Source organism: Lentzea alba (assembly GCF_011067745.1).
In the GTDB taxonomy this organism is placed as follows: domain Bacteria; phylum Actinomycetota; class Actinomycetes; order Mycobacteriales; family Pseudonocardiaceae; genus Lentzea; species Lentzea alba.
Genome location: NZ_JAAMPJ010000014.1, coordinates 106,813 through 132,827, shown reverse-complemented (window position 1 = coordinate 132,827; position 26,015 = coordinate 106,813). Strand labels below are relative to the sequence as shown.

Here is a 26,015-nt window from a genome sequence, read left to right as displayed (position 1 = left end):
CTCCCGCAGCCACTCTTCCGAGTGAACCGGCGCCCACCCATCACACTCCGCAGTCCCCGCCCGCCTTGCCGATCGGCACGCGGGGGCCTTTCGTCCGCTTCTGCAGTACGCGGGGTCCCCGCGTGTCGAAAAATGGGGCTGGTGGGGTTCGGGTGAGTGAACAGGCATCAGCGCGGCGGGGCTTCTAGAAGGACGCCAGGGCTTAGATGAGACATACGGTCTGAAGGCCACACGGCTAGACGGTCCCGCACGGCTAGACGGTCCGCATGGCTTAGGTTGCTCGCACGGCCCTAGATGGCTAGATGGCCCACACGGTCGCGGAGCGGGTTTCGGTGCTTTCGAGGGTGAGTGGGACCGGGACGTTGTAGCGGGCCTGTTCGCGGAAGCGGTCGCGGGGCAGGTGTGCGCGGTCCGGGTCGCCTAGCAGCACGAGTGCGCCGCGCGCGGCTGCCCTGGTCAGGAACGGCAGCATCAGCGCGGTGATCTCGGCGTCGTAGAAGACGTCGCCCGCCAGCACGACGTCCGCGCCGAGCGCGTCGCTGTCGAGCTGGTCGCCGGGCAGCGTGGTGACGGTGACGTCGTTGGCGGCGGCGTTGAGCTGCACCGCGGCGAGTGAGAGCGGGTCGATGTCGTTGGCCGTCACCGAGTCCGCGCCGGCCAGCGCCGCGGCGATCGCGACCAGGCCGCTGCCGGACGCGAGGTCGAAGACCTTCCTGTCGCGCACCAGGCCGGGATAGTTGAGCAGGTGCCGTGCCAGCGCCTGGCCGCCCGCCCACGGGAACGCCCAGAACGGCGGCTGGTCGTGGTCGGTCAGCTCCCACAGGTCCATCGCCTCCGCCGCGCTGTGCAGGAGGACCTCGGGCACCAGGGGCACCGGTGTGAGAGCGGTGTTGGCGAGCACGAACTCGGAGAGCGTGGGCGCGGACATGACGGAGAAGCTTAGGGGCGCTCCCGGCGGTGGCCGCAGAGGCGAAAGGCCGTGGCTTCGCGTGGGGTTCACCTGCTCAGTGCCGCGATCAGTTCCCGGTAGGTCTGGTCGGCGTCGGCGTCACCCGTCTCGATCACCACCGACTCGCGCGTGAGGTAGTGGGTGAACTGGTCGCGGATCCGGTGGATCATCCCCGCCCCGCCCAGGGCCTCGACCGCGCCGTCGATGTGGTGATCACGTTGCTGGAACCGCTGTACCGCGACGTCCGCGGGGGCGAGTAGCACGAACTCCCGGTAGTCCGCGCCCGCGGCGTGGGCGGTCTCGGCGAACCTGTCGCGTTCGGACCGGCGGGCGACCAGTTGCGGCATCACCACGTCGTGGCCCGACGCCAGGTGCGTGGCCGCCATGGCGATCGCGAGCGGGCGGACCAGGGTGACGGTGCCGAAGAAGTCGTCCTGCCATCCGCCGACGAGACGCACGATCTCGTCGGCGTCGAGGTTGAGCGTCTTGGGGTGCTCGGCGGCGTAGCGGGCGGCGATGGTCGACTTGCCGACGCCGGTCGGGCCGTTGAGGTGGATCAGTGCGGGCACCGGCCCGAAACTACCGGCCCGAAGTTGTCGGCCGAAGCTATCGGTAGACCTTCGCGAGCTCGTCGATCGCGGTGGCGACCAGGGCGATCGCGATGTCGGGTGACTTGCCGCAGCTGGCCGGGCGCGGCGGCACCGGTTGCTCGGTCAGCGCCACCCGCCACTCGCGGCCGTCGGCGTGCCGCACGGTCGCGGAGTCGGAGGTCTCGGCGACGACGGTGAGCACATCGCGGGTCTCGCCGAGCTGTGTGCGCACGGCGACCTCGGCGACCTGTCCCCGCGGGGTGAAGCAGGACCGGCCGCGGCACCGGTCGGCGAGGATGCCCTCGGTGACCACGCGCTGGGCCAACTGGAGGTCGAGTCGCCCGTACAGGTGACCGGTGGGCAGCAGGACACCGGTCGGGGCGAAACGGTGCCCGCCGGTGTGGGTGCACTCCCAGAGGTTGAGCGCGGTGGCGATCGGACGGCCGTACAGGGCGCAGCAGACGTCGCGTTTGCTGTTGGTGCACACGAGCAGCAGCGGGTCGCGCACAGGCGTGCCGAACGCGGTGGACCGGCCCGCGCCCAGTGCCTCGAAGTCGAGTTCGAGGGCTTCCTCGGGGGCGGCGAGGTCGGCCTGCTCCAGCCACGACGCACCGGGCTTCGTCGAGGCCAGGTACAGGCGCCGCGTCGCGGGCGTGTGGTGGTCGGCGTGCTTGCCGGGGCGGCGGATCAGCAGGATGCGCACCCCGGTGCCGGCGGCGCGGCGTTGCAGCTCGGCGCCGAGTTCGGGGTCGAGGTGGCTCTCCACGATCGCGTCGCGGCCCCACGGGCCCGGCTGCTCCAGGCACAGCCACGCCGTCGCGGTCGCGGCCGTGCCGGCCAGCGGTTCTCCCGCGAAGTCGGAGAGCGTCGAGCACCTCATCTGCACACTCTATACAGCCGTTCGGGTGAGGAATAAGGTCACCCTTACCTGTCGTCGGTCACCGGCCGGTTTCTCGTCGGTCAGTGGCGACCTTCGAGGTGCGCGACCCGTTGCCTCATCGAGGCCTCGAGCCGGGAGCGGTAGCCGAGGAACAGCTTGTTCGCCAGGTAGGGAGCCCAGTTGCCTTGCTTTGCGATGTTGTAGACGCGGTGTACCACCAAGGCGCCCTCGGCATGCGGATGCAGCGAATCCTCCCCGCGGTACCACCAGTCGCCCCAGTAGGCGATCAGGCCCTGTTCGCGGTCGACCAGCCGGTGCGGTCCGGACTCCCCCGCGTCGGCGAACATGCGCTCGCGCACCTGTTCCAACGGTGCCCGCACCACGCCCCGCACCTCGAACAGCAGTCGTTTCATCGGTGTTGTCCCTCCCAGTGCTCGTGTCCGCCGACGGTGCCGTCGCGGATGGCGGTGGCGAACCAGGTGAGCCAGGCGCGTTCGGCGCGCAGCATGGCCATCCGGTAGTCGAGCTCGATCCACGCGAGCTGCGGCAGGCCCATGCCCGCGAGCCGTTCCAGCAGCACCGCGAGCGCGGCGAGCTGCTCGCCCACGGCCCGCTCACGCTGCTCGACGACGGTCAGCGCGTCGTCCGGGGGCAGCAGCCCGACCAGGGAGATTCCGGCCTCGAACCGCGGGTACTCCTTGGCCGGCACCGCGATCAGCTCGCGCAACCAGTCGTGCAGCTCCCGCGTGCCCGCCTCGGTGATGGCGTACACGGTGCGCTCGGGCCGGTTGCCCGCCTTCCGCGTGGCGCTCGCGGTGATCAGCTCGTGGCTGCGCAGCGACTCCACGACGGTGTACAGCGAGCCGTAGTTGAGCTTGATCACCTCCTCCTGGTGGCGTTCCCGCATGGTCTGCGCCATCTCGTAGGGGTGCATGGGCCGCTCCGACAGCAACGCCAGCACCGCGAGAGCCAGGGGGTTCGTGCGCTTGAACGACATATCCGCTCCCAAATACTCGGCACCGAATATATGGGTAGGGTGGGTGTCATGACAACGGTGATCACCGGGGGAAGCCGGGGTATCGGGGCCGCGACCGCACGCCGACTGGTGCGCGACGGCCACCGGGTCGTGATCAGCTACCGCCAGGCCGCCGACGAGGCCCGCCTGCTGGAGAAGGAGCTCGGCGTCGTGGCCGTGCAGGCGGACACCAGCGACGAACACGACGTGGCGCGCCTGTTCGACGCCGCCGGCGACGACGTCACCAGCGTGGTCAACAACGCCGGCATCACCTCCCCCTCGGGCCCGCTGGCCGACCTGCGCACCGAGGACCTGCGCCGGGTCGTGGACGTCAACGTGGTCGGCGCGTTCTTCGTGGCCCGCGAGGCGTCGCGGCGGATGAGCCGCGGCTCGATCGTGAACATCTCCTCCGGCGCCGCCACGCTGGGCAGCCCTGGTGAGTACGTCCACTACGCCGCGACCAAAGCGGCCGTGGACGCGATGACCATCGGGTTGTCCAAGGAGCTCGCGCCGCGCGGGATCCGGGTGAACTGCGTGCAGCCCGGCACCATCCGCACCGACATCCACCAGCTGTCGGGGCAGCCGGATCGCCCGGACCGGGTGGCCGGGCGCGTGCCGATGGGCCGGCCGGGTGAGGCCGAGGAGATCGCGAACGCCATCGCGTGGCTGCTGTCGGACGAGGCGTCCTACACGACGGGCGCGATCCTGCGGGTGACCGGCGGGACCTGACGCTGAAGGTCGCCGGGATTGTCAGACCCGCTGGGTAGGTTGATCGGATGGGTCAACTGCTGAGCTCTCACCCCGTCGCCACCGACCGAAGACGCGTGCTGGGCCGCGTGTTGCTGATCGTGGCTCTGGTCAGCGCGCTGCTGCTGGTGCTGATGTTCGTGATCGACCTCGGCGGCGCGCAGTACGCGCTGATCTTCGCCGCGTTCCCCCTGCTGCTCGCCGCCCCCGCGTCGGCGGTGCTGCTGCGCAAGGCCCGTGTGCCCGAGGTGATCGAGCTCTACGACGGCGGTATCGCGCACGTGCTGGGCGGCACCCGGCGCAGCTGGACGTGGGAGCAGGTGCGGGCGATCGACGTCGCCGAGCGCGGCGAGCACTCCTACACCGGCTCGGACCTCGACTGCGCGATCCGGTTCGACGACGGCCAGTTGCTGCACTTCAGCGGGCTCACGCAGGACAGCAGGGTGATCGTCGGCGCGCTGGGCAGGCACTGCGCCGCCGCGGCCCGCGAACCGGTGCGCAAGGCCTACAAGGCACGCGCGGTCGCGATCCTGGGCGGCATCACGCTCGTCGGCGGCGGGGTCGCGACCTGGGCGTTCTTCACCGTTCCGCACACGGCCGACGGCGGTGACCAGTTCGGGCTGGCGATGCTCGCCGTCGCCTGCGTGGTGCCGGCGGTGATCAGCTTGATTCTGCTGATCTCTGTCCTGGTGACCGGCCGGCGTTAGGCGCGGTCGCCGAAAATACGCCGATCCCGAGCGCGTAGGGGTCGTCGAGCCCGACCGTGCGCAGCGTCTCGGTCGGCAGGGCCAGCAGCGAGATCGCCACGCCCAGGAAGTAGGCGTCCAGCAGACCGGTGTCGCGGACCGTCGAGGGCAGGCCCGCCGCCTGCTGCAGGGTCGCGGCCGCCTCGGCGTTGGCCAGCACCATGCCGGACAACGCCTCGCGCACACCGGGGCGGCGGACGGCCTCCAGGTACAGCTCGACCATCGCGAGCATCTGGGTCGGGTCGTCGGCCACCGCGCGGCGCAGCAGGGCCGGGTACAGCTCGGCGACGTCGGAGGCGCTGACGTCGGCCGGGGTGGTCTCGCGCAGGCGGTCGACGGCGGCGCGGTGCAGGGCGGTCATCCGGGCCGCGGCGGCCGTGAGGATCGCCTCGCGGGTCGGGAAGTAGTTCTTGGTGGTGCCGATGGGGACGCCGGCCTCGCGGTCGATCGCGCGGTGGGTCAGGCCCCGGCCGCCTTCCACCGCGAGGATCTGGATCGCGGTGTCGCACAGAAGATCACGACGGCTCACGGTCCGGGACACTAGCAAGATCACCACAGCCGTGGTGAATCGGGGCGAACGTGCTGGTCCCGGCGGTCGCGGTGATGACTCCTCGCTCCACGACGAGGAACAGGCCGCACACGCAGCGGACGTAGGACACCGCACCGTGCGAGGAGACGGAGGAGGAGCAGGGCCAGTGGCAGGCGGGGCAGGTGGCGATCATGCTCACCAGCGTGCTGTCATGGTCTAGTGCATTTCAACCCTTACGGCGGGGCGGCCGCGGAACTCGCCGCGACGCTGGTCAACGCCGAGACCGGCGCGAACCTGCTCGACGTGCTCAAAGCGTCCGACTACCGGCCCCTCGGCTCGCTCGACGCCCGCCAGGAACGTGACGTACGAGACTGGATCGAGCGCCTGCGCCAGGTCTTCCACCAGCCGACGGTCGAGCTGCTCAACGAGTTGCTGGCCGAGTCGTCAACGACGCACTACATCTCCACGCACGACGGACGCGCGCCGCACCTGCACTACGCGCGTGAGGACGCACCGACCGACGTGCGCGTGAAGGCCTACACGGCGGCGGGCATGGCGGCGTTGTTCTGCGAGGACGCGGGGCGCATCGGCGCGTGCGACCGCGACGGCTGCGACACCGTCTTCGTCGACACCAGCCGCAACGGACGCCGCAGGTTCTGCGCCGCCAAGTGCGCGAACCGGGTCGCGGTCGCGAACCACCGCAGCCGCCAGCCGGCGTGAACCAGCACGCGGTGCCCACCGGCGGTGCCGGCCGGTGGGCACACCTGTCTCACTTGTCGATGACGTTGTTGAGCCTGCGGGCCTTGTAGTCGGAGTAGGGCTCCAGGCCGTAGGTGCGGGAGCGGTAGTCGGTGCCCCAGTCGCCGCGCTGCTCATAGGCGAAGTAGCGGGTCTTGCTGGTGTCGGTCCACCGGTCGAAGATCACGGCGTGGCGGTTGTTGCCGTCGCCGATCGCGTCGATGACGAGGTCGCCGCGCTTGAGCTCGGACATCGAGATCGGGCTCGTCCAGGTCGCGGTGTTGAGCTCGACGGTGTTGGGGCCCGGTTTGTCGAGCTTCGCGGCCATGGAGGCGTAGCCGGAGCAGTCCTGGCGGTAGCCGTCGGTCCAGGTGCGGTTCTGGTCGTAGGGCACGCGGGTGCCGTTGTTCGCTGTGAGCCAGCTGTTGGCGCGGTTGATGATCTCGTAGCGATACATCGGCGTGGCGGCGGCGTGGGCCGGTGTCACCAGTGTGCTCAGGGCGAGCAGGGCGGCGGTGGCCGTCGCGAGGACTCTCATGCGTGGTACTCCCATTCCGTAGATCACCTGTCGGCGCTTAGGGTCGGTTCATGGAGCTGACGGAGCTGTGTTTCGCCGGGGTGGCAAGGCAGGCCCACGCCGTGCGGTCCGGCGAGGTGACCGCGCGCGACCTCGTCGCCGAGCACCTGCGCCGCATCGAGCGCGTCGATCCGCAGCTCAACGCGTTCCGGCTGGTCTTCGCCGAGAAAGCCCTGGCGGAGGCCGAGCAGGCGGACGCGCGCCGGGCCGCCGGTGAGGACCTGCCGTTGCCGGGGGTGCCGATCGCGGTCAAGGAGGACATCGCGATCGAGGGCCTGCCCACGACCAAGGGCACGAACGCCGCCCGCACGCCCGAACCCGCCGACTCCGCGATCGTGGCGCGCCTGCGCGCGGCCGGGGCGGTGATCATCGGCCGGACCCGGATGCCCGAGCTGGGGCTGTGGCCCTACACCGAGAGCGGCTGGGCGGGTCCGACGCGCAACCCGTGGTCGCTGGCGCACTCCCCCGGCGGTTCCAGCGGCGGTTCGGCCGCGGCGGTGGCCGCGGGGCTGGCGGCGGCCGCGATCGGCACCGACGGCGCCGGGTCGATCCGGATCCCGTCGGCGGTCACGGGGCTGTTCGGGCTCAAGCCCCAGCGCGGCCGCGTGTCGCTCTCTCCCGAACGTGAGGCGTGGGGCGGCTTGGTGGTGGCGGGCCCGATCACCCGCACCGTGCTGGACTGGGCGTTGGTCGCCGACCAGATCCACGGCGCCGTCCCCGGTGACGCGCACGTCGCGCATCCGCCGCGCACGAGCTTCACGCAGGCCGCGCGGACCGATCCCGGACGGCTGCGGATCGGGGTGTCGCTGCGGCCGTGGGGTCCGGGCATCCCGATCGCCGACGAGGTCCGCGACGCCGTGCAGGACACCGCCGCGCTGCTCACCGACCTCGGTCACGACGTGATGCGCCTCGACCCGCCGATGCGCGATCTCACCGCCTCCACGCAGTTCGCCGCCCGCTACCTCTACAACGCCTACCTCGCGCGCACCGGCATGGAGTTCCCGGACCTGGTCGAGCCCCGCACCCGCGCGGTCGGTGACCTGGGCCGCCGTCTCCCGCGCGCCACCCGCCGCTGGGCGATGAAGGACGACGCCACCCTCACCGCGTACGCGAACCGGGTGTTCACCTCGGTCGACGTGCTGCTGACCCCGGCGCTGACCCGCCCGCCGATCCGGGTCGGCGAGTGGGACCACCGCAACGTCGTCACCGCGCTGCTCGCGGCCTCGCACTACACGACGTTCCTGCCGCTGTGGAACATCGTCGGCAACCCCGCCGCCTCGGTGCCCGCCGGCCGCACGTCGTCCGGCCTGCCGCTCGCGGTGCAGCTCGTCGGCCGCCAGCACGACGAGTGCACGCTGCTGTCGGTGTCCGCCCAGCTCGAGCGCGCTCGGCCGTGGGCGGACCGCACGCCGGCAGGCCTGGGTCATGCGAAATAGGATAGTACGAGTACGGACTATCCGAAGTGGTATTGGTCAGAGTCCGCGTTTGGACAACTCGTCGAGCAGTTGCCGGTCGGCGACGTGGCGCGACTTGATGTGCTCCAGGTAGTCCGCGAACGCGTCGGGCTGCAGGCCGCGTAGTTGGTGCAGCCATTCGACGACGAGTTCCTGCTCCTCGACGCCGCGCCGGGCGAGCTCGACCTCGACGATGCGCCGGTAGACCTCGATCGCGAGCCGGGTGCCGTCCTGCACGAGGTGGTTCACCAGCTCGGCGCGCAACGGCGGCCAGTCGTCGGTGTGCACGACCAGCGCGCGGATCTTGAGGTAGACGTCGAGGTTCGGCCGGGCGAAGAACGCCTCCCGGCACACCTCCACCGCCCGCTGCGGGCTGCCCCGCCGCAGGTGTTCCTCGACGGCCAGGTCGATCAACCGCAGCGCCGCGCCCCGGCCACCGACGGCACGCAAGCCGCGTTCCACCCAGTCCAGCGCCTCCTCGGAACGGCCGTTGTCCCGCAGCACGGTCGCGACCTGCAGGTAGTGCCAGCCCGACGACAGGTCCTTCGACAGCACCAGCAGTTGCAGGTCGACGTCCTCGCTGTACTCGGCGAGCTCCTCCATGACCCGCAGCAACGCCCAGCGGGCGCGGTCGTAGCGGCCGGTCTCGCCGAACCCGATCACCGGCAGCGGTTCGAACAACGTCACCGCGCGTTCGCGGTAGTGCGCGAGGCCCTCGTCGTCGAGCGCGTCGGCGTAGGCGGCGAGGCTGACGTCGGGGGCGTCGGGGTGCTGCAGCTGCAGGTCGAGCAGCCAGTCCGCCAGGCGCACCGGGTCGGGGGCGGTCTCGGCGCACGCGCGGGCGTGGGTGCTCAGCACGCGGTGGGCCAGCTCGGCCAGTTCGACCCGGTGTCTTCGGCTGCCGGCCACTCCGTCGGCCAGCTGGGTGACGATCTGTTCGATCAACGCGACCAGGTCCGGGCCGGGATCGGTGACCAGGAGTGACTGCAGCTCGACCGACACGGCGGTCAGCACCTGCCATCGGGCCGGCCAGTCCGTCTCGCTGCCGGCACTGTCGGCCTCGACGAGCGCGGAGGCCACGGTGGCGGGCAGCGAGTCCATCACAACATCATTCCCGCGTCACCCGGTCGAGTGCCACAGATGTCGCCCTAACGGATTTAAGGTTCACCCCACGTGGTCAGACGCCTACAAGTTCGCCAGTTTGCGGGACAGCACCTCACGCTCGCGTTCGTTGCCGCACAGCCGTATTGCCTGCTCCAAGGCGGTACGCGCCTCGTCCACCCGGCCGAGCCGCCGCAGTAGCTCGCCGCGTACTCCGGGTAGTTGGTGCGACTCCTTGAACGCGTCACTGCCCGCGAGGTCGTCCACGATCGGCAGCGCGGCGGCGGGACCCCGGGCCATGGACACGGCGACCGCGCGGTTGAGCTCGACGACCGGCGACGGGGCGAGCCGGCCCAGCGCCTCGTACAGCACGACGATCCGGTCCCAGTTGGTCTCCTCGACCGACGGGGCCAGCGCGTGGCATTCGGCGATGGCGGCCTGCAACCCGTAGTAGCCGAAGCCGCGGCCGATGTCGGCGGCCTTCGCGAGCGCCGCCCGGCCGCGGGCGATGGCCGAACGGTCCCAGCGGCGCCGGTCCTGGTCCTCCAGCAGGATCGTCTCGCCGTCGGGACCGCGGCGGGCGGGAAAGCGCGCGGCGGTGAGTTCGAGCAGGGCGAGCAGGCTGTGGGCCTCGTGCTCCTCGGGCATCAGCCGCGACAGGATCCGGGCCAGCCGCTGCGCCTCCCCTGCCAGGTCCAGGCGCATCACCTCGTCACCGGAGCTCGCCGACGAGCCCTCCGTGAAGATCAGGTAGATGCAGCTGAGCACCTGGGCCAGCCGTGCGGGCCGCTGCGCGACCGGTGGCACTTCGAACGGCACGTTCGCGGCACCGAGGGTCTTCTTGGCCCTGGTGATGCGGGCCTGCACGGTCGCGGTCGGCACCAGAAACGCCCGCGCGATCTCGTCGCTGGTCAGACCGCCGATCACGCGCAGCGTCAACGCCACTGCGGCCTCGCGCGAGAGCACCGGGTGGCAGGAGGTGAAGATCAGCGCGAGGGTGTCGTCGTCGATCTGGTCCGGATCCCACAGCACGTCGTCGGGCGCGGGCCCGGGTTCGGTGGCGCCGGTGAGAGCGCCGCCCTCGCTGAGGCGGTGGGCCAGGGCGGCGTACTTCTCGTCACGGGTGCTGCGGCGGCGGAACGCGTCGATCGCGCGGCGCCGGCCGACCGTGAGCAACCACCCGGCAGGGTTGGCCGGCACGCCCTCGCGCGGCCACGTCACCAGGGCCTCGGCGAGGGCTTCCTGGGCGAGGTCCTCGGCCAGCGCGAAGTCACCGGTGTAGCGGGTCAGCGCACCGATGATCCTCGCGGAGTCGATGCGCCACACCGCTGCTACGGCCTTGCGTCCCGTGGGGTCGCTGCTCATGGGTCCAGATCAAACCAAACGGCCGGTCAGAGCTGGCCGGTGGACTCGCGCCAGGCCCGTTCCTTCTTGATCCACTCGTTGTCCTGCGGGAACTCGTCGATCGTCGGCACACGGCGGATCTCGGTCTTGAACCCGGCGGCGGTCATCGGCGTGCGCTTGGCCCACTCGATCGCGTCCTGGATGGTGGGGACGTTGATCAGGTAGAAGCCGTTGAACAGCTCCTTGGTCTCGCCGTACGGGCCGTCGGTGACGACCGGCGGTTCGCTGGAGAAGTCGACGACCACGCCCTCCTCGGCGGGGGCGAGGCCCTCGGCGGCGATCAGCACGCCGGCCTCGATCAGCTCCTCGTTGAACCGGCCGACGGTCTCCAGCATCTGGTCGAAGTCGATCTCGCCGAGGTTGCCCCAGGCCTCGTCCGAGGTCACGCGCCAGATCAGCATGAACTTCATGTGTGCTCACTCCCCAGTGGGATCGTGCGGGTCCGTTGTGGACCCTTTCACGCCAAGGTCGAACGGGCGCGCTGTTCGATCGACACGCGCCCCAGAATTTCTCGAACTTTCTGTTTGCGCTGCTCACACGACCGAGCGGCCCACCCCGGTGTCCGGGATGGGCCGCTCGGGGCGTTGCTCAGACCTGTTCGTCGGGCTGGTGCAGCGACCTCGGCTGTTCTCCCTCAAAATCAGACACAGTCAGTTCCGGCACCGGCGCGGCGGCGCTCACCGGACGCGGCGTGGTGCTCAGCGGGCTGGGCACCTCCTTGCGCGCCACGGCCTCCGCGGCGGCGACGGCGGCGGCGACCTTCGGGTCCGGGGCGGTGTCGAACCAGTCGGCGACCGCCGGGTCGTCCTCTTCCGGTTTGGGCCGCTCGCCGGTGTCGGCCGGCGGCTCGTAGCGGAACACGCCGTCATCGCCGGGCGCGCCGAGCATGCGGGCGAACCCTTCGAGGGCCTTGCCGTAGTCGGACGGGATCATCCAGACCTTGTTCGCGTCGCCCTGCGCCATCTGCGGCAGCGTCTGCAGGTACTGGTACGCCAGCACCTCCGGCGTAGGGCGGCCGTCCTTGATCGCGGCGAAGACCTTCTCGATGGCCTTGGCCTGACCCTGTGCCTGCAGGTAGCGGGCGGCGCGTTCACCCTGCGCGCGCAGGATCTGCGACTGCCGCTCGGCCTCGGCGGTGAGGATCGCGGCCTGCTTGGCGCCCTCGGCGGCGAGGATCTGCGACTGCTTCTGACCCTCGGCGGTCTTGATCGACGACTCCCGCTGGCCCTCCGCGGTGAGGATCATGGCGCGCTTCTCGCGGTCGGCGCGCATCTGCTTCTCCATCGAGTCCTGAATGGACGGTGGCGGGTCGATGGACTTCAGCTCGACGCGGGCGACGCGCAGGCCCCAGCGGCCGGTCGCCTCGTCCAGCACACCGCGCAGCTGACCGTTGATGTGGTCGCGCGAGGTGAGGGTCTCCTCCAGGCTCATGCCACCGACGAGGTTGCGCAGCGTCGTGATCGTGAGCTGCTCGACACCGACGATGTAGTTGGAGATCTCGTAGACCGCGCTGCGCGGCTCGGTGACCTGGAAGTAGACGACCGTGTCGATGGAGACCGTCAGGTTGTCCTGGGTGATCACCGGCTGCGGCGGGAACGACACGACCTGCTCGCGCAGGTCGATGCGGGCCCGCACCTTGTCGATGAACGGCACGATGATGTTCAGGCCGGGCGCCGCGGTGTTGCGGTAGCGGCCGAGGCGTTCGATGACGGCGGCCTGCGCCTGCGGGATGACCAGCACCGACTTGACGGCGATGGTCAGCACGAAGATCGCGATGACGGCCACGACCACTGCGGTGATCGGGTCCAACTCGGCTCACATCCTTCTCAGGTCACACACTTCTGGGTCAGACGGCCGCGATGACCACGGCCGTCGCCCCCGAGATCTCGACAACGGTGACGGCTTCGCCCTGCTCGATCACGGACCCGTCGAGGGTGCGGGCGCTCCAGGTGTCGCCACCGATCTTCACCTGCCCGCCGTGCTCGTCCACCTGGGACGCCGCGACGGCCCTGGCACCCAGCAGCGCCTCGTGGTGCATCTTGACGCCCATCCCGAGCTGCAGCCGCTTCTTCACGAACGGCCGGGCCCCGACGATCAGGCCGACCGACGACACCGCGAAGACGAGCACGCTCACCAGGTCGTGGGCCCCCAGTGCGGACACGCCCGCCGCTGCCAGCGCCGCGGCGCCGAGCATGACCAGCACGAAGTCACCGGAGAGAACCTCGGCGACGACGAGCAGTATCCCGACGATCAGCCAGATCAGCGCGGCCATGCGCCCATACATACACCAACGGGGACCACCCGGCTCCAAGATTCACCGTGCTGGGACCCGGACCGTGACCGAAATCGATCAATCGGCGGTGTCGACGCCGCGTCAGCTCTTCACCTGGGGGCGCGGGACCGGCGGCGTCCGGTGCCGGTGCGGCCGCCGCCCAGGCCGGCGTGATCATCGTCCGCTGCCGGTGGCACGTCCGATGGGCCGTCCTTTTCGGAGGCTTTCGGCGCCGTTTTTCCCGCATTGACCCTTTTCTGCGTATTTCGCTACGGTCGTCTGCGGTCCGTGGGGGCGGGCTACCACATTCACGCACAACACCAGTGCCTCTGCGGGCTCGTCACTGCCGATTCCATTTATGGGGGAATTGTGTCGAGTAGTACGAGCAGAACAAGACGAGTGAGTCTCTTGTTGGCCGTCGCGAGCCTCGTGGCGGTGTCCGTGTCCGGAACGGCCCAGGCCGTTCCGGACAATCCTTCTCCCGAGCACCTCGCTTCACTTGCCCGCGACCTGCTGCTGGTCGAGAACGCGGCGGTGCTGGCCGACTCCGACCGGGCCAGGGCCACCGCGGGGATCCGCCCGGCGCTGACCGGCGCGGCAGTGGACAAGGCCGCGGCCCGGCTGGCGCTGAGCCAGGACCGAGCGGTCGCGCGGGACGCGGCCGGCGCCCGGGTCAGCACCGTGACGACCGAGGTGAAGGTCGAATCGGTCGAAGGCGGCGGCACCAGCCGCACCGCCGTGCTGGTGGAACGCAGCGGTCATCCCGTCGACGGCGCCAGGGACGGTGCCACGACGGGCACGTCGCGGCACCGCGTCAGCTACCAGTGGCTGGGCGGGTCGTGGGCGATCTCCGACATCGTCGCGCTCGACGCCGCGAGCGAGTTCTCCGAGGGCCGGATGCGGGCCGCGCTCGCGGTACCGGACGACCAGCGCCGGGCCAAGATCCGCGAGCGGGTCTCCGCCGTGCGCGACGGCATCCAGGCGAACCTGCCCGCGCTGAAGGCGGCCGACGCCGCGAAGATGGCGAACAAGCAGGTCACGACGCCGGACGCGCGGCAGCCGGGGCAGGGCAAGCAGACCCCGGAGCCCAGCGGGCTGGGCAGGCCCGCCACCCGGCCGTTCGCCGGTGTCGCGACCGAGCAGGTCGGGGCGCAGGGCGGTGAGGGGCGTCCGTACAACTACCAGTACATGGTCGACATGGCCTGGTACTACGCCGAGGACAACGACGTTCCCTACGTCCGGGACACGAACGACTGCACGACGTTCATTTCCTGGGTGCTGTGGAACGGCCGCTACGAGGAGCGCGGCAGCGAGGCCTTGATCGACGCCGTCTTCAACTACGACGATTACGACGTCTGGTATTACCGCTGCAACGACTGCTCACCCCGCAAGACCTACACGTGGGGCGGTGCGCGGAACTGGAGCATCTACGAGTACAACTACGGCGGTCGGGTCACGTTCCTGCAGTATCTGGACGATCTGCTGTTGTCCGACGTTTTCCAGATGGATTTCAACGGCTATGGCGACCCGCCGAACATTCCGGATCACACCGCCATGGTGACCGGGCGGGGCAGTGACGGCTGGCCGTTGCTGAGCTATCACACGGAGGATCGGAGGGACAAGGCGCTGTGGGAGCTGATCGGTTCGGAGGACGGCCCGTTCTGGGCGGCCCGTACCTGATCCCCGCGCTGGTGGCGTTGTCGGTGTGTGTGGCGGGGGCGGGCTGCGGCCAGTCTCCGCCCGCCGACTGCCTGTCACCGACGGAGGAGGTCGTGCGGTCGGACGCGGCCAAGTCGTTGTTCGTCGCGCGGGTGACGGTGACGGGCCATCCGCGGCTGGTGCAGGGGCCGACGTCCGGTGTGGGGCTGCTGCTGCGCACGGACGAGACGTTGTCCGGGCAGGCGCCGCCCGCGGAGTTCGCGTTGTGGAACGAGCCCGGCACGCCGGAGCTGCCGGACGGCACGACGGTGATCCTGTTCGGCCGGCGCGGCGTGACCGGCGACGCCCCGGCCACGGCGGACGGCCGCGACGTCGCGGTGTTCCACGTCGCGGTCCCGGCGGGGGTGCTCGAGCAGCGCGACGGTGAGCTCGCACGGTTGTGCCGCGACGGGCGCAGCGCCCCGGCCGGCGACGACGTGCTGCGGGAGCTGTGAGTCAGTCGACGGTGACGAAGTCGATGAGCCGCTCGACCGCGCCGAGCAGGTCCGACTCGATGTCGCGGTAGCTGCTCACCGCGCCCAGCACGCGCTGCCAGCCCTCCCAGGTCTCGCCCCAGCCGAGCTGTGCGCAGACGCCTTCCTTCCAGCCGATGTCGCGGGGCACGACGGGCCAGGCCTCGATCTTCACCGCCCGCGGTTTCACGGCCTGCCAGATGTCGACGTACGGGTGCCCGGTGACCAGCACGTTGTCGTCGTGGATCTGCTCGACGATGCGCTGTTCCTTGGAGCCCGCGACGAGGTGGTCGACCAGGACGCCGAGGCGGCGGTGCGGTGCCGTGCCGAACTCGCGGATGAGGCCGGGCAGTTCGTCGACGCCGCCCAGCGGTTCGACGACGATCCCTTCGACGCGCAGGTCGTGGCCCCAGACGCGTTCGACGAGCTCGGCGTCGTGCTTGCCCTCGACCCAGATGCGGCTGGCCTTGGCGGTTTTCGCCCGCAGGCCTTCGACTTTCACGGATCCGGACGCGCTGACGCGGGGTTTCTGGGGCTGTGGCGCGGGTTTGACGAGGGTGACGGGCCGGCCGTCGACGAGGAAGCCGGCGGGGTGCAGCGGGAACAGCCGGTGGCGGCCGTGCCGGTCCTCCAGCACGACCTGGCCGTACTCGAACTTCACGACGGCGCCGCAGAAGCCGCTGGCGGGGTCCTCGACGACGAGGCCGGGTTCGGCCGGGATCTCGGGGACCTTCTTGCGCTTCGGGGTGTTGAGGATGTCGCGGCCGTAGTCGTGAGAACGCACGCGCGAACCCTAGCCGTAGAACGGTTTGAAGGCGGTGAGCCACTCGTGGACGCGGTCGAGGTCGACGTCCGCGCCGTGCAGGTCGTGGCCGTCGTGCACGAAGTCCATCCAGTCGAACGCCGGGTCGCCGACGCACGCGCGCGGGTCGATGGCCTTCGGTCCGTGCGGGCCTTGCAGGACGTTGCCGGGGTGCATGTCGCCGTGCAGCAGCACCGGCGTGAGGTTGTCCTCGGCGAGTTTGCGGGCACGGTGGTGTTCGGTGGCGTAGTAGGTGCCGGTGCGGCGGGTGAGCACGGTTTCGAACAGGACGTCGACGCGGGCCTTGAGCGGCGGGAAGCCGGCGGGGTTCGCGTCGTGCAGTGGGGGGACGACGAGCGCGGGGTCGGTGGCGGGCGTGCCGGGGGTGATCGCTTCGAGCAGTAGCGCGCCGCGGGCGAGGTCGGTGTCGAGCAGGTCGACCATCGCGGGCGTGCCGGCCCACGCGGTGAGCGCTCTGGCCTCCTGGGCGGCGATGTCGTGGTCCGGGGTGATCTTCAGGACCGCGCGGCCGCCCGGACCCGTGCACAGGAACGTGGTGCCGGTGCCGCCGGGCATGAGCTCGGCGATGGTGAGGTGCCAGCGGGCGGTGAGGGTGGCGAGGAGGTCGGGCAGCGCGGCGATCCACCCGGTCACGTCGTCGCCGAAACGTCGGATGAGCCGGGATCTGGCGTCCTCGTCGATCACCTGACTCACGCTAGCGAGTAGGCCCGGGGTTGTCGCATCAGTAGGTGACGGTGATCGTGCGGCCGGGGCCGTCGACTTTCACCGTGCCGCCGACGGGCATGACGATCTGCGGGTCGGTGTGGCCGAGGTCGACGTCGAACACGATCATCGTGTCGGGCGCGTACTCGCTGAAGGCCTTGATCACGGCGGCGCGCTGCTCGGCGGTGTGGGTGGCGCGGTCGGTGTGCTGGTTGGTGAAGAACCAGGCCTTGGCGCGGCCGACGAGCACGGCGGGGAATCGCCGCAGCAGGCCGCGTTCGCCCATGTTGCGCAGGATCCGGTAGACCTCGGTCGCGGACGGCATCTCCTCGGAGGTCTCGAAGAACAGCACACGGCCGTCGTAGTGCTCGGGAGAGTTGATCTCCCGGTCGGCCATCATCAGCCAGGACAGGATCTCCAGGTTGCCGCCCCACGACCGGCCCTGCACGACCCGGTCCGGCTGGTGCCAGATCCAGCCGCCGCTGGGTTCGAGCACGGGTTCGACGTCGAAGGTGGCGGGGTCTTCCCAGGGGCTGTCCTTGTCGCCGTAGGCGGTGCTCTCGGTCAACTGGTACTCGCCGGGCGTGAACAGGGCGGCGCGCAGCGAGTCGGCGCTGGCCGGGTGCATGGCGCCGGGCCGGCCGAACTGGACCATGACGCTGCCGCCGGAGAAGCCGACGATGCCGCGGTTGGCGAGCCACACCAGCAGGTTGGTGTTGTCGCTGTGCCCGAAGAACGGCTTGGGGTTCGCGATGATCAGCTCGGCGTCCAGGTGCGGCAGCACGGTGATCTGGTCGTCGCCGCCGATGGTCGCGATCACGGCCTTGATCGTGGGGTCGGCGAACGCGGCGTGCAGGTCGTCGGCGCGTTCCCGCGGGGTCGAGCCCATCTTGCGGGTGGCCGGGTACTCGACGGGGTCGAGGCCGAAGTCGTTCTTGAGTCGGTTGAGGCCCAGTTCGTAGGGCAGGGGGAACAGGCCGGGCAGCCCCGCGGCCGGGGACACGATCGCGACACGGTCACCCGGCTGGGGCTTGGGCGGGTTGATCAACGACATGGGTGCCGAGCGTAGTGACGTCGAGGCGACGAGGTCGCGGCCTCGGGTTGCAAGTGACGATCTCCACGCCGGTGGACCCGGCACGGTCAGAACGCGGGCCAGGGGATGGCGGGCCAGTCGCCGGACGGTTCGGGGTAGACGCCGGCGGCGAGGAGTTTGTCGGTGCGCTCCCCCACGGCCCGGACCTCGGCGCGGGTGAGGTGGTCGTGCAGCGTCTCGCCCAGCTCACCGTCCAGCGCGGATCTCAGCCGGCGCAGCGACTCCAGCACTTCGGCGGGCAGGGGTTCGCGGGCCCAGCCCCACAGCACGGTGCGGAGTTTGGGTTCGGTGTGCAGGCAGATGCCGTGGTCGACGCCGTAGACCGCGCCGTCGAGGGCGTGCAGGACGTGGCCGCCTTTGCGGTCGGCGTTGTTGACGACGACGTCGAAGGCGGACATCAGGGCGATGCGCGGGTGGTCGGCGTGCACCAGGACGGCGGGGTCGCCGAAGCGGTCGTGGGCGTGGAAGACGGGGATCCAGCCGGGTTTGACGTCGTCGACGCCGATGATGTCGACGAGTTCGTCTTCCTCGCGGGTGTCGATCCAGAGTTGGACCATGCCGGTGCCGAACGGGCCGGGGCGCAGCACGGTGGGGGGCACGACGTCGAGGCCGGCGGCGGCGGAGATCAGGTAGGTGGCCACCTCGCGGCCCGCGAGGGTGCCGTCGGGGAAGTCCCACAGCGGGCGTTCGCCGCGCACGGGTTTGTAGACGCACTGGGCGTCGACGCCGTCCAACGAGATCTTGCAGAACAAGGTGGCGTTGGAGGCATCGACCAGGCGGCCTTCGACCTCGATGCGGCCGTTGTTCAGCAACTCCAGGGCCGCGGAGGTGTCCATGTCAGTCTTCTCAGTCTTCTTCGGTGCGGCGGTAGCCGTTCTGCCGGGGGCAGATGTGGCCGTCCGGGTCGAGCGGTTCGGCGCACAGTGGGCACGGTTTGCGGCCGGCGTTGACGACGCGGTCGGCTCGTTCGGCGAAGGCGCGGGCGGCGGTAGGCGACAGGAAGACCCGCACGGCGTCGGGGCCTTCCTCGGTGTCGTCGAGCACGACGGCCTCGTCGACCTCCTCCTCGGAGACCGCGAGGAGTTCGATCACGACGGCTTTGGACTCGGCGTCCCACCCGAGGCCCATGGTGCCGACGCGGAACTCCTCCTCGACGGGCACGTCGAGGGGTTCGGTGTCGAGGTTGTCGTCGTCCGGCGGCGGGTCGTCGGGGACGTCGGCGCCGAAGCGTCGGTGCACCTCCTCGAGCAACGAGCCGATGCGCTCGGCGAGGACCTGCACCTGCTGCTTTTCCAGGGCGACGCTGATCAGCCTGCTCTGCTCGGAGGCCTGCAGGTAGAAGGTGCGGTCGCCGGGCTGCCCGACGGTTCCGGCGACGAACCGGTCGGGTGCGCGGAATACGTGGATGACACGAGCCATGGCCCCTACGACCCTAGGCCACGCGGAGATCGTCGGCAGGTCCTCCCCCACCAAACACTCCGCGTATAGGGTCGGGTTGTGGTGAAGATCGCTTCGTACGGGACGTGGACCTCGCCGATCGGTGCCGGCGACACGGCGAAGCCGGGTGGTGGGTTCCAGTGGGCCGACCTGTCCGGTGAGCGGGTGTGGTGGGCGGAGAGCCGTCCGGCCGAGGGTGGCCGGGTGGCGTTGGTGCGGGACGGCGTGGACGTGCTGCCCGCGCCGTGGAACGCCCGCAACCGGGTGCACGAGTACGGCGGGCGGCCGTTCGTGGTGCTGGCCGAGGACCGGGTGGCGTTCACGCACTGGGCCGACCAGCGCGTGTACGTGTTCAACCCCGACGACCCGCGGCCCACGCCGCTGACGCCGGAACCGGAGCGGCACCACGGGATCCGGTACGCCGACCTGTCCGCGGGCCCGGACGGCGAGGTGTGGTGCGTGCGGGAGACGATCACCGGTGACGCCCGCACGGACGTGCGCCGCGACCTGGTGGCGATCACCTCGTCCGGTGAGGTGCGGGTGCTGGGCGGCTCGCACCACTTCATGACCGGCCCGAAGATCAGCCCGGACGGCACGAAGTTCGCGTGGATCGGCTGGAACCACCCGCAGATGCCGTGGGACGGCGCGGAGCTGTGCGTCGCCGAGCTCGATTCGGCGGGTGCCGGGCATCGGGTGCTGGCGGGGTCGACGACCGAGGCGGTGTGCCAGTTCGAGTGGGAGGGCGACTCCCTGCTGGTGCTGACCGACCCGGACGGCTGGTGGAACCTCTTCCGCGTCGGCCTGGACGCCTCGCGCAAGAACCTCGCGCCGTGCGAGGAGGAACTGGGCGGCCCGATGTGGCGGCTGGGCAACCGCTGGTTCGCGACGCTGTCGCCGGGCCGCTACCTCGTCGTGCGCAGCGGTCACCTCGCGGTGCTCGACGAGCGCAGTGCGACGGTGACCGACGTGCAGACCGACCTGCCGACGTGGGCGTCGGACCTGTCGGTGCGCGACGGTGTGGTGGTGTGCGGCGCGGCGGGGCCGACGTCGGAGTACGCGGTGGTGCGCCTGGACCTGTCCAACGGTGAGCTGACTTATCTGACCGGCGGGGAGTCCTCGCCGGAGGACGCGTATCTGCCGGTGCCGGTCGAGCGGATGTTCGGCGAGATCCCCGCGTACGTCTACGCGCCGTCCAACCCGGACTTCGCCGCGCCCGAGGGTGAGTTGCCGCCGTACGTGGTGCACGTGCACGGCGGTCCGACCGGGCGTGCGCTGCCGAAGCTCGACACCGACATCGCGTACTTCACCAGCCGCGGCATCGGCGTGGTGGCGGTGAACTACGGCGGGTCCACCGGCTACGGCCGTGCGTTCCGGGAGCGGCTGCGGGAGCAGTGGGGTGTGGTGGACGTGGAGGACTGCGCGTTCGTCGCCCAGCAGCTCGCCAAGGAGGGCACCGCGGATCCGCAGCGGCTGGGCATCCGGGGTGGTTCGGCGGGTGGCTGGACCTCGGCCGCGTCGCTGACCTCGACGGATGTGTACCGGTGCGGGATGGTGGCGTTCCCGATCCTGGATCTGGCGGGCTGGACGTCGGAGGGCGGCGAGACGCACGACTTCGAGTCCCGCTACGTCGAGGGCCTGGTCGGCACGCTTCCGGAGGCGGCGGACCGGTATCGGGACCGGTCGCCGTCGACGAAGGCGCGGTCGGTGTCGGGGCCGGTGCTGTTGCTGCAGGGCCTGGAGGACGAGATCTGCCCGCCGGAGCAGGCGGACCGGTTCGCCGCGGACCTGGCCGGGTCGGGGATCCCGCACGCGTACCTCACGTTCGAGGGTGAGCAGCACGGGTTCCGCAAGGCCGAGACGATCAAGATCGCGCTGGAGGCGGAGCTGTCGTTCTACGGGCAGGTGTTCGGGTTCACCCCGCCGGGGGTTCCGGTGCTGGAACTGTCCGAGTGAGTCTGCTGTCCGCCGGTGACAGGGTCGCGCTGGTGTCACCGGCCGGCCCGGCGCTCGCTTCCCGGGTCGCCGCGGGTGCCGAGGTGTTGCGGTCGTGGGGCCTGGAGGTCACCACACCTGTGGTGGGGTCGTGGTCGTTGCCGTACCTGGCGGGGTCGGACGAGGCGCGGGCCGCGGAGTTCGTGGCGGCGTGGTGCTCGGACGTGGCCGCGGTGGTCTGCGTGCGCGGCGGGTACGGGTGTCTGCGGATGGCCGACCTGGTGCCGTGGAAGGACCTGCCGCCGCGGGTGTTCGTGGGGTCGTCGGACGTGACGGTGCTGCACGCCGAGCTGAACGCCTCCGGTCTGCCGACGGTGTTCGGGCCGATGCCGGGCACGGCGGACTTCGTCGACGACCCGCTGGCGCAGACGCGGCTGCGCGAGATGTTGTTCGGGTCGGTGACGACGTGGACGGCCGGCACGCCGGTGGTGCCGGGTACCGCCCGCGGGGTGCTCACGGGCGGGAACGCGGCGTTGCTCGCGGCGTCGGTGGGCGCGCCGAGGTGGGCGCCGCCGATCGAGGGCGCGATCGCGTTGCTGGAGGACATCGGTGAGGAGCCGTACCGGCTGGACCGGATCCTGACGCAGTTGCTGCGGGCGGGCTGGTTCGCGCCGGTGTCGGGGATCGTGCTGGGGTCGTGGACGGACTGCGGTGACGTGTCGTCGGTGCTGCACGACCGCCTGTCCGGGCTGGGTGTGCCGATCCTGGGTGACTTCGGCTTCGGACACTGCGCGGGCCAGTGGTCACTGCCGCTGGGGGTCGAGGCCGCGCTCGACGTCGAGGCGCGGACGTTGACGGTGCTCTGACCTCCCGCGGCCGCTGACGGTCGAGGAGTTCGCCGCCGCCCGCAGGGACTTCTACCTCGGCTAGTTGTTCATGGCCTCGCGGGCGGTGAGGGCGGCACGGCAGGCGTGCACGAAGTCCCAGAACACCTCGGTGGTGGTGTGCCGGCGGTCCGAGCGGGAGTTCTCGGCGAACATCGCGGTGCGCAGCGGGGTGGTGAGTTCGAGCTGTCCGCCCTGTTTGGACTTGGTGCGGTTGGCGATGTTGGCCCGGTCGTAGCCGCCGAGGATCGGGTGGTCGACGGCGTCGATGGTGTGGAAGCCGGCGCGGCGCAGACGGGTGAGCAGTTCGAGGCGCAGCAGGGCGTCGCGGCCGCCGACGAGCACGGCTCGGTCGTGGTCTTCCAGGCCCGCCGCGGCGCTGGTGCAGCCGTGCAGGCCCAGGGCGTGCGAGGCGCCGGTCACCAGGGTGCGGGCCACGCGGTCGTCGCAGTTGGACGATGTGACGTGCAGTTCGTCGTTCGCGACCGACCGCAGGCCCTCGAACATCCAGTAGTCGTGCGTCTGGCCGATCGGCACGCGGGTTCCGGGGTGGTAGCCCGCGATCGCGAGGCACAGTTCCGAGGTGCCGATCTCGATGCCGCCGCCGTGCGGGGCGAGGACGACCGACGGGGTGCGGGGACGGTGCCGCTTGAAACGGCGCCGGTAGTCCACCCGTTCCACCAGTCGGGGATCGGCGTAGAGGTCGGAGTTGGACGCGTAGACGTCTAACGCCGCCCACTGAGGCTGGGATCTCATGGCGGGCGGAAGCCTACCTGGCATCACCCGGTCGGCCGCCGCCCGCCGGGTGAATCACGCGTCGATCTGCTTGGGGGCCTCGTCACCCGAGTTGATCGCGATCTTGCGCGGCTTGGCGCGCTCGGCGATCGGGATCCGCAGCGTCAGCACGCCCGCGTCGTACTGGGCGTCGATGCGGTCGGTGTCGAGCGTGTCGCCGAGGAACAGCTGGCGGGAGAACGCGCCGAGCGGCCGTTCCGACACCTGCATCTCGACGTCCTTGCCGATGGGCCGGCGCTCGGCCTTGACGGTCAGCACGTTGCGTTCGACGTCGAGTTCGATCGCGTCCGGCGAGACGCCCGGCAGGTCGAAGCACACGACGAACTGGTCGCCGTCGCGGTAGGCGTCCATCGGCATCGCAGTCGGCCTGGACCACGTTCCCGGAGTTCCGAAGACCTGCTGGGTCAGCCGGTCGAGCTCACGGAACGGGTCAGTGCGCATCAACATCTGACACCTCCTGTTATCCCTCGTTGGACTGTCAATGCGCTGCCCCTCTGTTGTAGCATGTCGTCGTAACGATGACAACCCCTGAAGTCATCGGAAGGACGACATGACGAGTGACTACGAATCGGTCCGCGCGGCCGCCGCCTCCCCTGGCGACGCTCGCGAGGTGCTGGCCGCGCTGATGTTGTTGCGGGAGCTGCGCGACGAGTTGTCGGGCTGGGAGCCGCAGCTGATCGAGGCGGCCCGTGCGCTGGGCACGAGCTGGGCGGATCTCGCTCCGGCGCTGGGCGTGGCGAGCAGGCAGGCGGCGGAGAAGCGCTACCTGCGGGTGCGGCGCACCGGCGAGGCCGGCACCGGCGACGAACGCGTGCAGGCGGAGCGGGACCGGCGGGCGGGCGACAAGGCGGTGGCGGCGTGGGCGCGGGAGAACGCGGGTGTGCTGCGGATGCTGGCCGCGCAGGTCGGGCCGCACGCCGCGGCGGTGCAGCAGGCGCTCGGGAGTGAGGACGCGGCGGGGCTGCTCGAACCGCTGGCCGAGGCGGGGCCGGGGTTGCGGGCGGGGCATCCGGGGCTCGCGGAGCAGATCGCGCAGATCGGGATGCGGACGGACCAGCTGCGCTCGGACGCGCAGAACCGCCGGTCCGGCTAGCGTCGGGGGCATGCGTCTCACCGCGGTCACCGTCGGAACGTCCCAGCCGCGCGTGCTCGCCGAGTTCTACGCCCGGCTGCTCGGCGCGGACGTGGTGACGGCGGAGGACGACTGGGTCCTGGTGCGGGTGCCGGGCGGGTTCTCGGTGGGGTTCGAGCGCGAGCGGCATTTCCGGCGGCCGGTGTGGCCGAGTGTGGCGGGCGAGCAGACGGCCTCGCAGCACCTCGACGTCGAGGTCGACGACCTGGACTCGGCCGTGGCGCACGCGGTGGCGTGCGGGGCGGTGCTCGCGCGGGAGCAGCCGCAGGAGAACGTGAGGGTGCTGCTCGATCCGGACGGGCACCCGTTCTGCCTGTTCCGGGACTAGACGCGCTGGGCGAGCAGCCGGCCGGGCCAGGTGCCGTTCCTGGCGGTGAAGGTGGCGACCGGGGTGAAGCCCTGTTTCTCGTAGTAGGCGACGAGCCGGTGGTCGTCTCCGTCGTAGCAGTCCACGCGCAGCAACCCGACCCCGGCGTCGCGGGCCTCGGCGCGGGCGTGGGCGAGAAGTGCGGCTCCGACGCCCGCGCCGGCGAACGCTCGTGCGGTGACCAGCAGGGACACGTAGTGCTCCGGTTCGGAGGCGGGCGGCACGTAGTCCGGGGGCGTGACCGAGGTGATGATCACGCCCGCGACGTCGTCGTGGACGAGGCCGAGCCAGACCGTGCCGGACGTGGCGAGTTGGGTGAACCGGTCGACCGCCGACGGGTTTTCCGACCAGTGATCGGTGCCCCACTGGCCGGCGCGGCCGAGGCTGGCGAGCCAGTCCTGGGCGTCGTCGAGCATCCGCATGATCGCCGGCACGTCGGCCGGTCCACCCTTCACCACGTCCATGGCATTACAGGTACTTCTTGAGCTCCCGCTTGGCCAGCGACATGCGGTGGACCTCGTCGGGGCCGTCGGCCAGGCGCAGGGTGCGGGTGGCGGCCCACAGTTCGGCGAGCGGGAAGTCCTGGCTGACGCCGGCGCCGCCGTGGGCCTGGATGGCCTTGTCGATGACCCATTCGGTCATCGCGGGGACGCCGATCTTGATGGCCTGGATCTCGGTGTGGGCGCCCTTGTTGCCGACGGTGTCCATCAGCCACGCGGTCTTGAGCACGAGCAGCCGGGCCTGTTCGATGCGGACGCGGGACTCGGCGATCCATTCGTGCACGACGCCCTGGGCCGCGAGGGGCTTGCCGAACGCCACGCGGGTGGTGGCGCGCTTGCAGAGCAGTTCGAGGGCGCGTTCGGCCATGCCGATCAGGCGCATGCAGTGGTGGATGCGGCCGGGGCCCAGGCGGGCCTGCGCGATGGCGAAGCCCTCGCCCTCGCCGGCGATCAGGTTCGACGCGGGCACGCGGACGTTGTCGAAGACGATCTCGGCGTGGCCGCCGTGGGCGTAGTCCTGGTAGCCGAAGACGTGCATGGCGCGCTTGACGGTGATGCCGGGGGTGTCGCGCGGGACGAGGATCTGCGACTGCTGGCGGTGCCGGTCGGCGTCGGGGTCGGTCTTGCCCATCACGATGAAGATGGCGCAGTTGGGGTTCATGGCGCCCGAGGACCACCACTTGCGGCCGTTGATGACGTAGTCGTCGCCGTCGCGTTCGATGCGGGTCGCGATGTTGGTGGCGTCGGAGGAGGCGACCTCGGGTTCGGTCATGCAGAACGCCGAGCGGATCTCGCCGTCGAGCAGCGGCTGCAGCCACTGCTTCTTCTGCTCGTCGGTGCCGAACATCGTCAGCACCTCCATGTTGCCGGTGTCCGGCGCGGCGCAGTTGAGCGCTTCGGGGGCGAGGTGGGGGCTGCGGCCGGTGATCTCGGCCAGCGGCGCGTACTGCAGGTTCGTCACGCCGTCGCTGTGCTCGGGGTGGAAGAGGTTCCACAGGCCCTGCTTGCGGGCCTCGGCCTTGAGTCCTTCGAGGACGGGCTGGCGTTCCCACGGGTCGGCGGCGTCGTGGATTTGCTGTTCGAGGACGGCCTCGGCCGGGTAGACGTGCTCGTCCATGAACGCGAGCAGCTTGGCGCGCAGTTCCTCGGTCTTGGCGTCGTAGGCGAAGTCCATGAC

32 protein-coding genes are annotated in these 26,015 nt (G+C 70.7%); 10 read left to right on the top strand and 22 right to left on the bottom strand.

The annotated features are described in order from the left end of the window. Positions 1–298: 298 nt before the first annotated feature. The 5 genes from G7043_RS38780 to G7043_RS47815 form a co-directional block, all read right to left on the bottom strand. Entirely contained in the window at positions 299–928 is a 630-nt protein-coding gene (locus tag G7043_RS38780; protein WP_166053686.1) for a class I SAM-dependent methyltransferase, read from the bottom strand. 68 nt (positions 929–996) lie between these two features. Continuing rightward, the gene (locus tag G7043_RS38775; protein ID WP_166053685.1) at positions 997–1,518 is read right to left on the bottom strand and encodes an AAA family ATPase; all 522 of its coding nucleotides are present in this window, start codon (positions 1,516–1,518) and stop codon (positions 997–999) included. A gap of 37 nt (positions 1,519–1,555) precedes the next feature. Continuing rightward, positions 1,556–2,419 carry a sucrase ferredoxin gene (locus G7043_RS38770; protein ID WP_166053684.1) on the bottom strand — a complete coding sequence of 288 codons (864 nt, stop codon included), beginning with the start codon at positions 2,417–2,419 and terminating at the stop codon, positions 1,556–1,558. 80 nt (positions 2,420–2,499) lie between these two features. Beyond that, complete coding sequence (locus G7043_RS47820; protein ID WP_207312308.1) at positions 2,500–2,832, bottom strand: hypothetical protein; 333 nt, start codon at positions 2,830–2,832, stop codon at positions 2,500–2,502. Beyond that, positions 2,829–3,416: a PadR family transcriptional regulator gene (locus G7043_RS47815; protein WP_207312307.1), complete on the bottom strand. Its 588-nt coding sequence runs from the start codon at positions 3,414–3,416 to the stop codon at positions 2,829–2,831. The genes G7043_RS47820 and G7043_RS47815 overlap by 4 nt, the downstream gene beginning before the upstream one ends. Before the next feature lie 48 nt (positions 3,417–3,464). On the opposite strand from G7043_RS47815, the gene G7043_RS38760 reads away from it, so the two are divergent. Together G7043_RS38760 and G7043_RS38755 are read left to right on the top strand one after the other, a co-directional pair. Next, positions 3,465–4,163 carry an SDR family oxidoreductase gene (locus G7043_RS38760; protein WP_166053683.1) on the top strand — a complete coding sequence of 233 codons (699 nt, stop codon included), beginning with the start codon at positions 3,465–3,467 and terminating at the stop codon, positions 4,161–4,163. A gap of 47 nt (positions 4,164–4,210) precedes the next feature. Then, positions 4,211–4,888, top strand: a complete 678-nt coding sequence (locus G7043_RS38755) for a hypothetical protein (protein WP_166053682.1) — start codon at positions 4,211–4,213, stop codon at positions 4,886–4,888. Here G7043_RS38755 and G7043_RS38750 read toward each other — a convergent pair. Continuing rightward, a complete protein-coding gene (locus G7043_RS38750; protein ID WP_313888289.1) occupies positions 4,842–5,456 on the bottom strand; it encodes a TetR/AcrR family transcriptional regulator in 615 nt (204 codons plus the stop codon). The genes G7043_RS38755 and G7043_RS38750 overlap by 47 nt on opposite strands. Then, positions 5,443–5,649, bottom strand: coding sequence for a hypothetical protein (locus G7043_RS38745; RefSeq protein ID WP_166053681.1), 207 nt, complete (start codon positions 5,647–5,649; stop codon positions 5,443–5,445). Before G7043_RS38745 ends, G7043_RS38750 begins: the two co-directional genes overlap by 14 nt. A 26-nt stretch (positions 5,650–5,675) precedes the next feature. On the opposite strand from G7043_RS38745, the gene G7043_RS38740 reads away from it, so the two are divergent. Further along, positions 5,676–6,176 carry a CGNR zinc finger domain-containing protein gene (locus G7043_RS38740; protein WP_166053680.1) on the top strand — a complete coding sequence of 167 codons (501 nt, stop codon included), beginning with the start codon at positions 5,676–5,678 and terminating at the stop codon, positions 6,174–6,176. 49 nt (positions 6,177–6,225) lie between these two features. Here the strand turns inward: G7043_RS38740 and G7043_RS38735 are convergent, their stop codons facing one another. Further along, complete coding sequence (locus tag G7043_RS38735) at positions 6,226–6,732, bottom strand: hypothetical protein (RefSeq protein ID WP_166053679.1); 507 nt, start codon at positions 6,730–6,732, stop codon at positions 6,226–6,228. Between the two features lie 50 nt (positions 6,733–6,782). Here G7043_RS38735 and G7043_RS38730 point away from each other — a divergent pair, with 50 nt between their 5' ends. Then, on the top strand, positions 6,783–8,207 hold the full coding sequence (locus G7043_RS38730; protein WP_166053678.1) for an amidase: 1,425 nt from the start codon (positions 6,783–6,785) through the stop codon (positions 8,205–8,207). A 36-nt stretch (positions 8,208–8,243) separates the two neighbouring features. Here the strand turns inward: G7043_RS38730 and G7043_RS38725 are convergent, their stop codons facing one another. The 5 genes from G7043_RS38725 to G7043_RS38705 form a co-directional block, all read right to left on the bottom strand. Then, positions 8,244–9,326, bottom strand: coding sequence for a hypothetical protein (locus G7043_RS38725; protein ID WP_166053677.1), 1,083 nt, complete (start codon positions 9,324–9,326; stop codon positions 8,244–8,246). A gap of 84 nt (positions 9,327–9,410) precedes the next feature. Beyond that, entirely contained in the window at positions 9,411–10,691 is a 1,281-nt protein-coding gene (locus G7043_RS38720; protein ID WP_166053676.1) for an RNA polymerase sigma factor, read from the bottom strand. A 26-nt stretch (positions 10,692–10,717) separates the two neighbouring features. Then, positions 10,718–11,140, bottom strand: coding sequence for a YciI family protein (locus G7043_RS38715; protein ID WP_086661643.1), 423 nt, complete (start codon positions 11,138–11,140; stop codon positions 10,718–10,720). Between the two features lie 178 nt (positions 11,141–11,318). Then, entirely contained in the window at positions 11,319–12,539 is a 1,221-nt protein-coding gene (locus G7043_RS38710; protein WP_207312305.1) for an SPFH domain-containing protein, read from the bottom strand. 37 nt (positions 12,540–12,576) lie between these two features. Continuing rightward, a complete protein-coding gene (locus tag G7043_RS38705) occupies positions 12,577–13,002 on the bottom strand; it encodes an NfeD family protein (RefSeq protein ID WP_166053675.1) in 426 nt (141 codons plus the stop codon). Between the two features lie 399 nt (positions 13,003–13,401). On the opposite strand from G7043_RS38705, the gene G7043_RS38700 reads away from it, so the two are divergent. Together G7043_RS38700 and G7043_RS38695 are read left to right on the top strand one after the other, a co-directional pair. Further along, positions 13,402–14,682, top strand: coding sequence for an amidase domain-containing protein (locus G7043_RS38700; RefSeq protein WP_166053674.1), 1,281 nt, complete (start codon positions 13,402–13,404; stop codon positions 14,680–14,682). Further along, entirely contained in the window at positions 14,631–15,155 is a 525-nt protein-coding gene (locus tag G7043_RS38695; protein ID WP_166053673.1) for a hypothetical protein, read from the top strand. The genes G7043_RS38700 and G7043_RS38695 overlap by 52 nt, the downstream gene beginning before the upstream one ends. A 1-nt stretch (position 15,156) precedes the next feature. Here G7043_RS38695 and G7043_RS38690 read toward each other — a convergent pair whose 3' ends face one another. The 5 genes from G7043_RS38690 to G7043_RS38670 form a co-directional block, all read right to left on the bottom strand. After that, positions 15,157–15,957: a DUF3097 domain-containing protein gene (locus G7043_RS38690; protein ID WP_166053672.1), complete on the bottom strand. Its 801-nt coding sequence runs from the start codon at positions 15,955–15,957 to the stop codon at positions 15,157–15,159. Positions 15,958–15,966: 9 nt separating this feature from the next. Next, positions 15,967–16,680, bottom strand: coding sequence for an aminoglycoside phosphotransferase family protein (locus G7043_RS38685; protein WP_166053671.1), 714 nt, complete (start codon positions 16,678–16,680; stop codon positions 15,967–15,969). A 37-nt stretch (positions 16,681–16,717) separates the two neighbouring features. Further along, a complete protein-coding gene (locus G7043_RS38680; protein WP_166053670.1) occupies positions 16,718–17,752 on the bottom strand; it encodes a S66 family peptidase in 1,035 nt (344 codons plus the stop codon). Between the two features lie 86 nt (positions 17,753–17,838). Further along, positions 17,839–18,627 carry an SCO1664 family protein gene (locus tag G7043_RS38675; RefSeq protein ID WP_166053669.1) on the bottom strand — a complete coding sequence of 263 codons (789 nt, stop codon included), beginning with the start codon at positions 18,625–18,627 and terminating at the stop codon, positions 17,839–17,841. Positions 18,628–18,637: 10 nt separating this feature from the next. Continuing rightward, positions 18,638–19,210 (bottom strand): DUF3090 domain-containing protein, encoded by a 573-nt coding sequence (locus G7043_RS38670; RefSeq protein WP_166053668.1) that lies wholly within the window; start codon positions 19,208–19,210, stop codon positions 18,638–18,640. A 78-nt stretch (positions 19,211–19,288) separates the two neighbouring features. Here G7043_RS38670 and G7043_RS38665 point away from each other — a divergent pair, with 78 nt between their 5' ends. Both G7043_RS38665 and G7043_RS38660 read left to right on the top strand, forming a co-directional pair. Continuing rightward, entirely contained in the window at positions 19,289–21,181 is a 1,893-nt protein-coding gene (locus G7043_RS38665) for a prolyl oligopeptidase family serine peptidase (RefSeq protein WP_166053667.1), read from the top strand. Continuing rightward, positions 21,178–22,026: a S66 peptidase family protein gene (locus G7043_RS38660; RefSeq protein WP_166053666.1), complete on the top strand. Its 849-nt coding sequence runs from the start codon at positions 21,178–21,180 to the stop codon at positions 22,024–22,026. Before G7043_RS38665 ends, G7043_RS38660 begins: the two co-directional genes overlap by 4 nt. 60 nt (positions 22,027–22,086) lie before the next feature. Here the strand turns inward: G7043_RS38660 and G7043_RS38655 are convergent, their stop codons facing one another. Beyond that, entirely contained in the window at positions 22,087–22,800 is a 714-nt protein-coding gene (locus G7043_RS38655; protein ID WP_242643161.1) for a poly-gamma-glutamate hydrolase family protein, read from the bottom strand. Between the two features lie 54 nt (positions 22,801–22,854). Beyond that, positions 22,855–23,286 (bottom strand): Hsp20/alpha crystallin family protein, encoded by a 432-nt coding sequence (locus G7043_RS38650; protein WP_166053664.1) that lies wholly within the window; start codon positions 23,284–23,286, stop codon positions 22,855–22,857. 103 nt (positions 23,287–23,389) lie between these two features. Here G7043_RS38650 and G7043_RS38645 point away from each other — a divergent pair, with 103 nt between their 5' ends. Next, positions 23,390–23,932 (top strand): HSP18 transcriptional regulator, encoded by a 543-nt coding sequence (locus G7043_RS38645; protein ID WP_166053663.1) that lies wholly within the window; start codon positions 23,390–23,392, stop codon positions 23,930–23,932. Between the two features lie 10 nt (positions 23,933–23,942). Continuing rightward, complete coding sequence (locus tag G7043_RS38640) at positions 23,943–24,299, top strand: VOC family protein (RefSeq protein WP_166053662.1); 357 nt, start codon at positions 23,943–23,945, stop codon at positions 24,297–24,299. On the opposite strand, the gene G7043_RS38635 is transcribed toward G7043_RS38640, so the two are convergent. Further along, a complete protein-coding gene (locus tag G7043_RS38635; protein WP_166053661.1) occupies positions 24,296–24,802 on the bottom strand; it encodes a GNAT family N-acetyltransferase in 507 nt (168 codons plus the stop codon). The two genes, G7043_RS38640 and G7043_RS38635, sit on opposite strands and share 4 nt — an antisense overlap. Positions 24,803–24,806: 4 nt before the next feature. Continuing rightward, entirely contained in the window at positions 24,807–26,012 is a 1,206-nt protein-coding gene (locus G7043_RS38630) for an acyl-CoA dehydrogenase family protein (RefSeq protein WP_166053660.1), read from the bottom strand. Positions 26,013–26,015: the final 3 nt, after the last annotated feature.

Coding starts and splice junctions, on each gene's coding strand:
- G7043_RS38770 (WP_166053684.1), bottom strand. CDS start 2,419: ATGAGGTGCTCGACGCTCTCCGACTTCGCGGGAGAACCGCTGGCCGGC.
- G7043_RS38670 (WP_166053668.1), bottom strand. CDS start 19,210: ATGGCTCGTGTCATCCACGTATTCCGCGCACCCGACCGGTTCGTCGCC.
- G7043_RS38715 (WP_086661643.1), bottom strand. CDS start 11,140: ATGAAGTTCATGCTGATCTGGCGCGTGACCTCGGACGAGGCCTGGGGC.
- G7043_RS38635 (WP_166053661.1), bottom strand. CDS start 24,802: ATGGACGTGGTGAAGGGTGGACCGGCCGACGTGCCGGCGATCATGCGG.
- G7043_RS38760 (WP_166053683.1), top strand. CDS start 3,465: ATGACAACGGTGATCACCGGGGGAAGCCGGGGTATCGGGGCCGCGACC.
- G7043_RS47815 (WP_207312307.1), bottom strand. CDS start 3,416: ATGTCGTTCAAGCGCACGAACCCCCTGGCTCTCGCGGTGCTGGCGTTG.
- G7043_RS38680 (WP_166053670.1), bottom strand. CDS start 17,752: ATGTCGTTGATCAACCCGCCCAAGCCCCAGCCGGGTGACCGTGTCGCG.
- G7043_RS38745 (WP_166053681.1), bottom strand. CDS start 5,649: ATGATCGCCACCTGCCCCGCCTGCCACTGGCCCTGCTCCTCCTCCGTC.
- G7043_RS38705 (WP_166053675.1), bottom strand. CDS start 13,002: ATGGCCGCGCTGATCTGGCTGATCGTCGGGATACTGCTCGTCGTCGCC.
- G7043_RS38630 (WP_166053660.1), bottom strand. CDS start 26,012: ATGGACTTCGCCTACGACGCCAAGACCGAGGAACTGCGCGCCAAGCTG.
- G7043_RS38675 (WP_166053669.1), bottom strand. CDS start 18,627: ATGGACACCTCCGCGGCCCTGGAGTTGCTGAACAACGGCCGCATCGAG.
- G7043_RS47820 (WP_207312308.1), bottom strand. CDS start 2,832: ATGAAACGACTGCTGTTCGAGGTGCGGGGCGTGGTGCGGGCACCGTTG.
- G7043_RS38780 (WP_166053686.1), bottom strand. CDS start 928: ATGTCCGCGCCCACGCTCTCCGAGTTCGTGCTCGCCAACACCGCTCTC.
- G7043_RS38645 (WP_166053663.1), top strand. CDS start 23,390: ATGACGAGTGACTACGAATCGGTCCGCGCGGCCGCCGCCTCCCCTGGC.
- G7043_RS38725 (WP_166053677.1), bottom strand. CDS start 9,326: ATGGACTCGCTGCCCGCCACCGTGGCCTCCGCGCTCGTCGAGGCCGAC.
- G7043_RS38735 (WP_166053679.1), bottom strand. CDS start 6,732: ATGAGAGTCCTCGCGACGGCCACCGCCGCCCTGCTCGCCCTGAGCACA.
- G7043_RS38730 (WP_166053678.1), top strand. CDS start 6,783: ATGGAGCTGACGGAGCTGTGTTTCGCCGGGGTGGCAAGGCAGGCCCAC.
- G7043_RS38755 (WP_166053682.1), top strand. CDS start 4,211: ATGGGTCAACTGCTGAGCTCTCACCCCGTCGCCACCGACCGAAGACGC.
- G7043_RS38655 (WP_242643161.1), bottom strand. CDS start 22,800: ATGAGATCCCAGCCTCAGTGGGCGGCGTTAGACGTCTACGCGTCCAAC.
- G7043_RS38650 (WP_166053664.1), bottom strand. CDS start 23,286: ATGTTGATGCGCACTGACCCGTTCCGTGAGCTCGACCGGCTGACCCAG.
- G7043_RS38720 (WP_166053676.1), bottom strand. CDS start 10,691: ATGAGCAGCGACCCCACGGGACGCAAGGCCGTAGCAGCGGTGTGGCGC.
- G7043_RS38640 (WP_166053662.1), top strand. CDS start 23,943: ATGCGTCTCACCGCGGTCACCGTCGGAACGTCCCAGCCGCGCGTGCTC.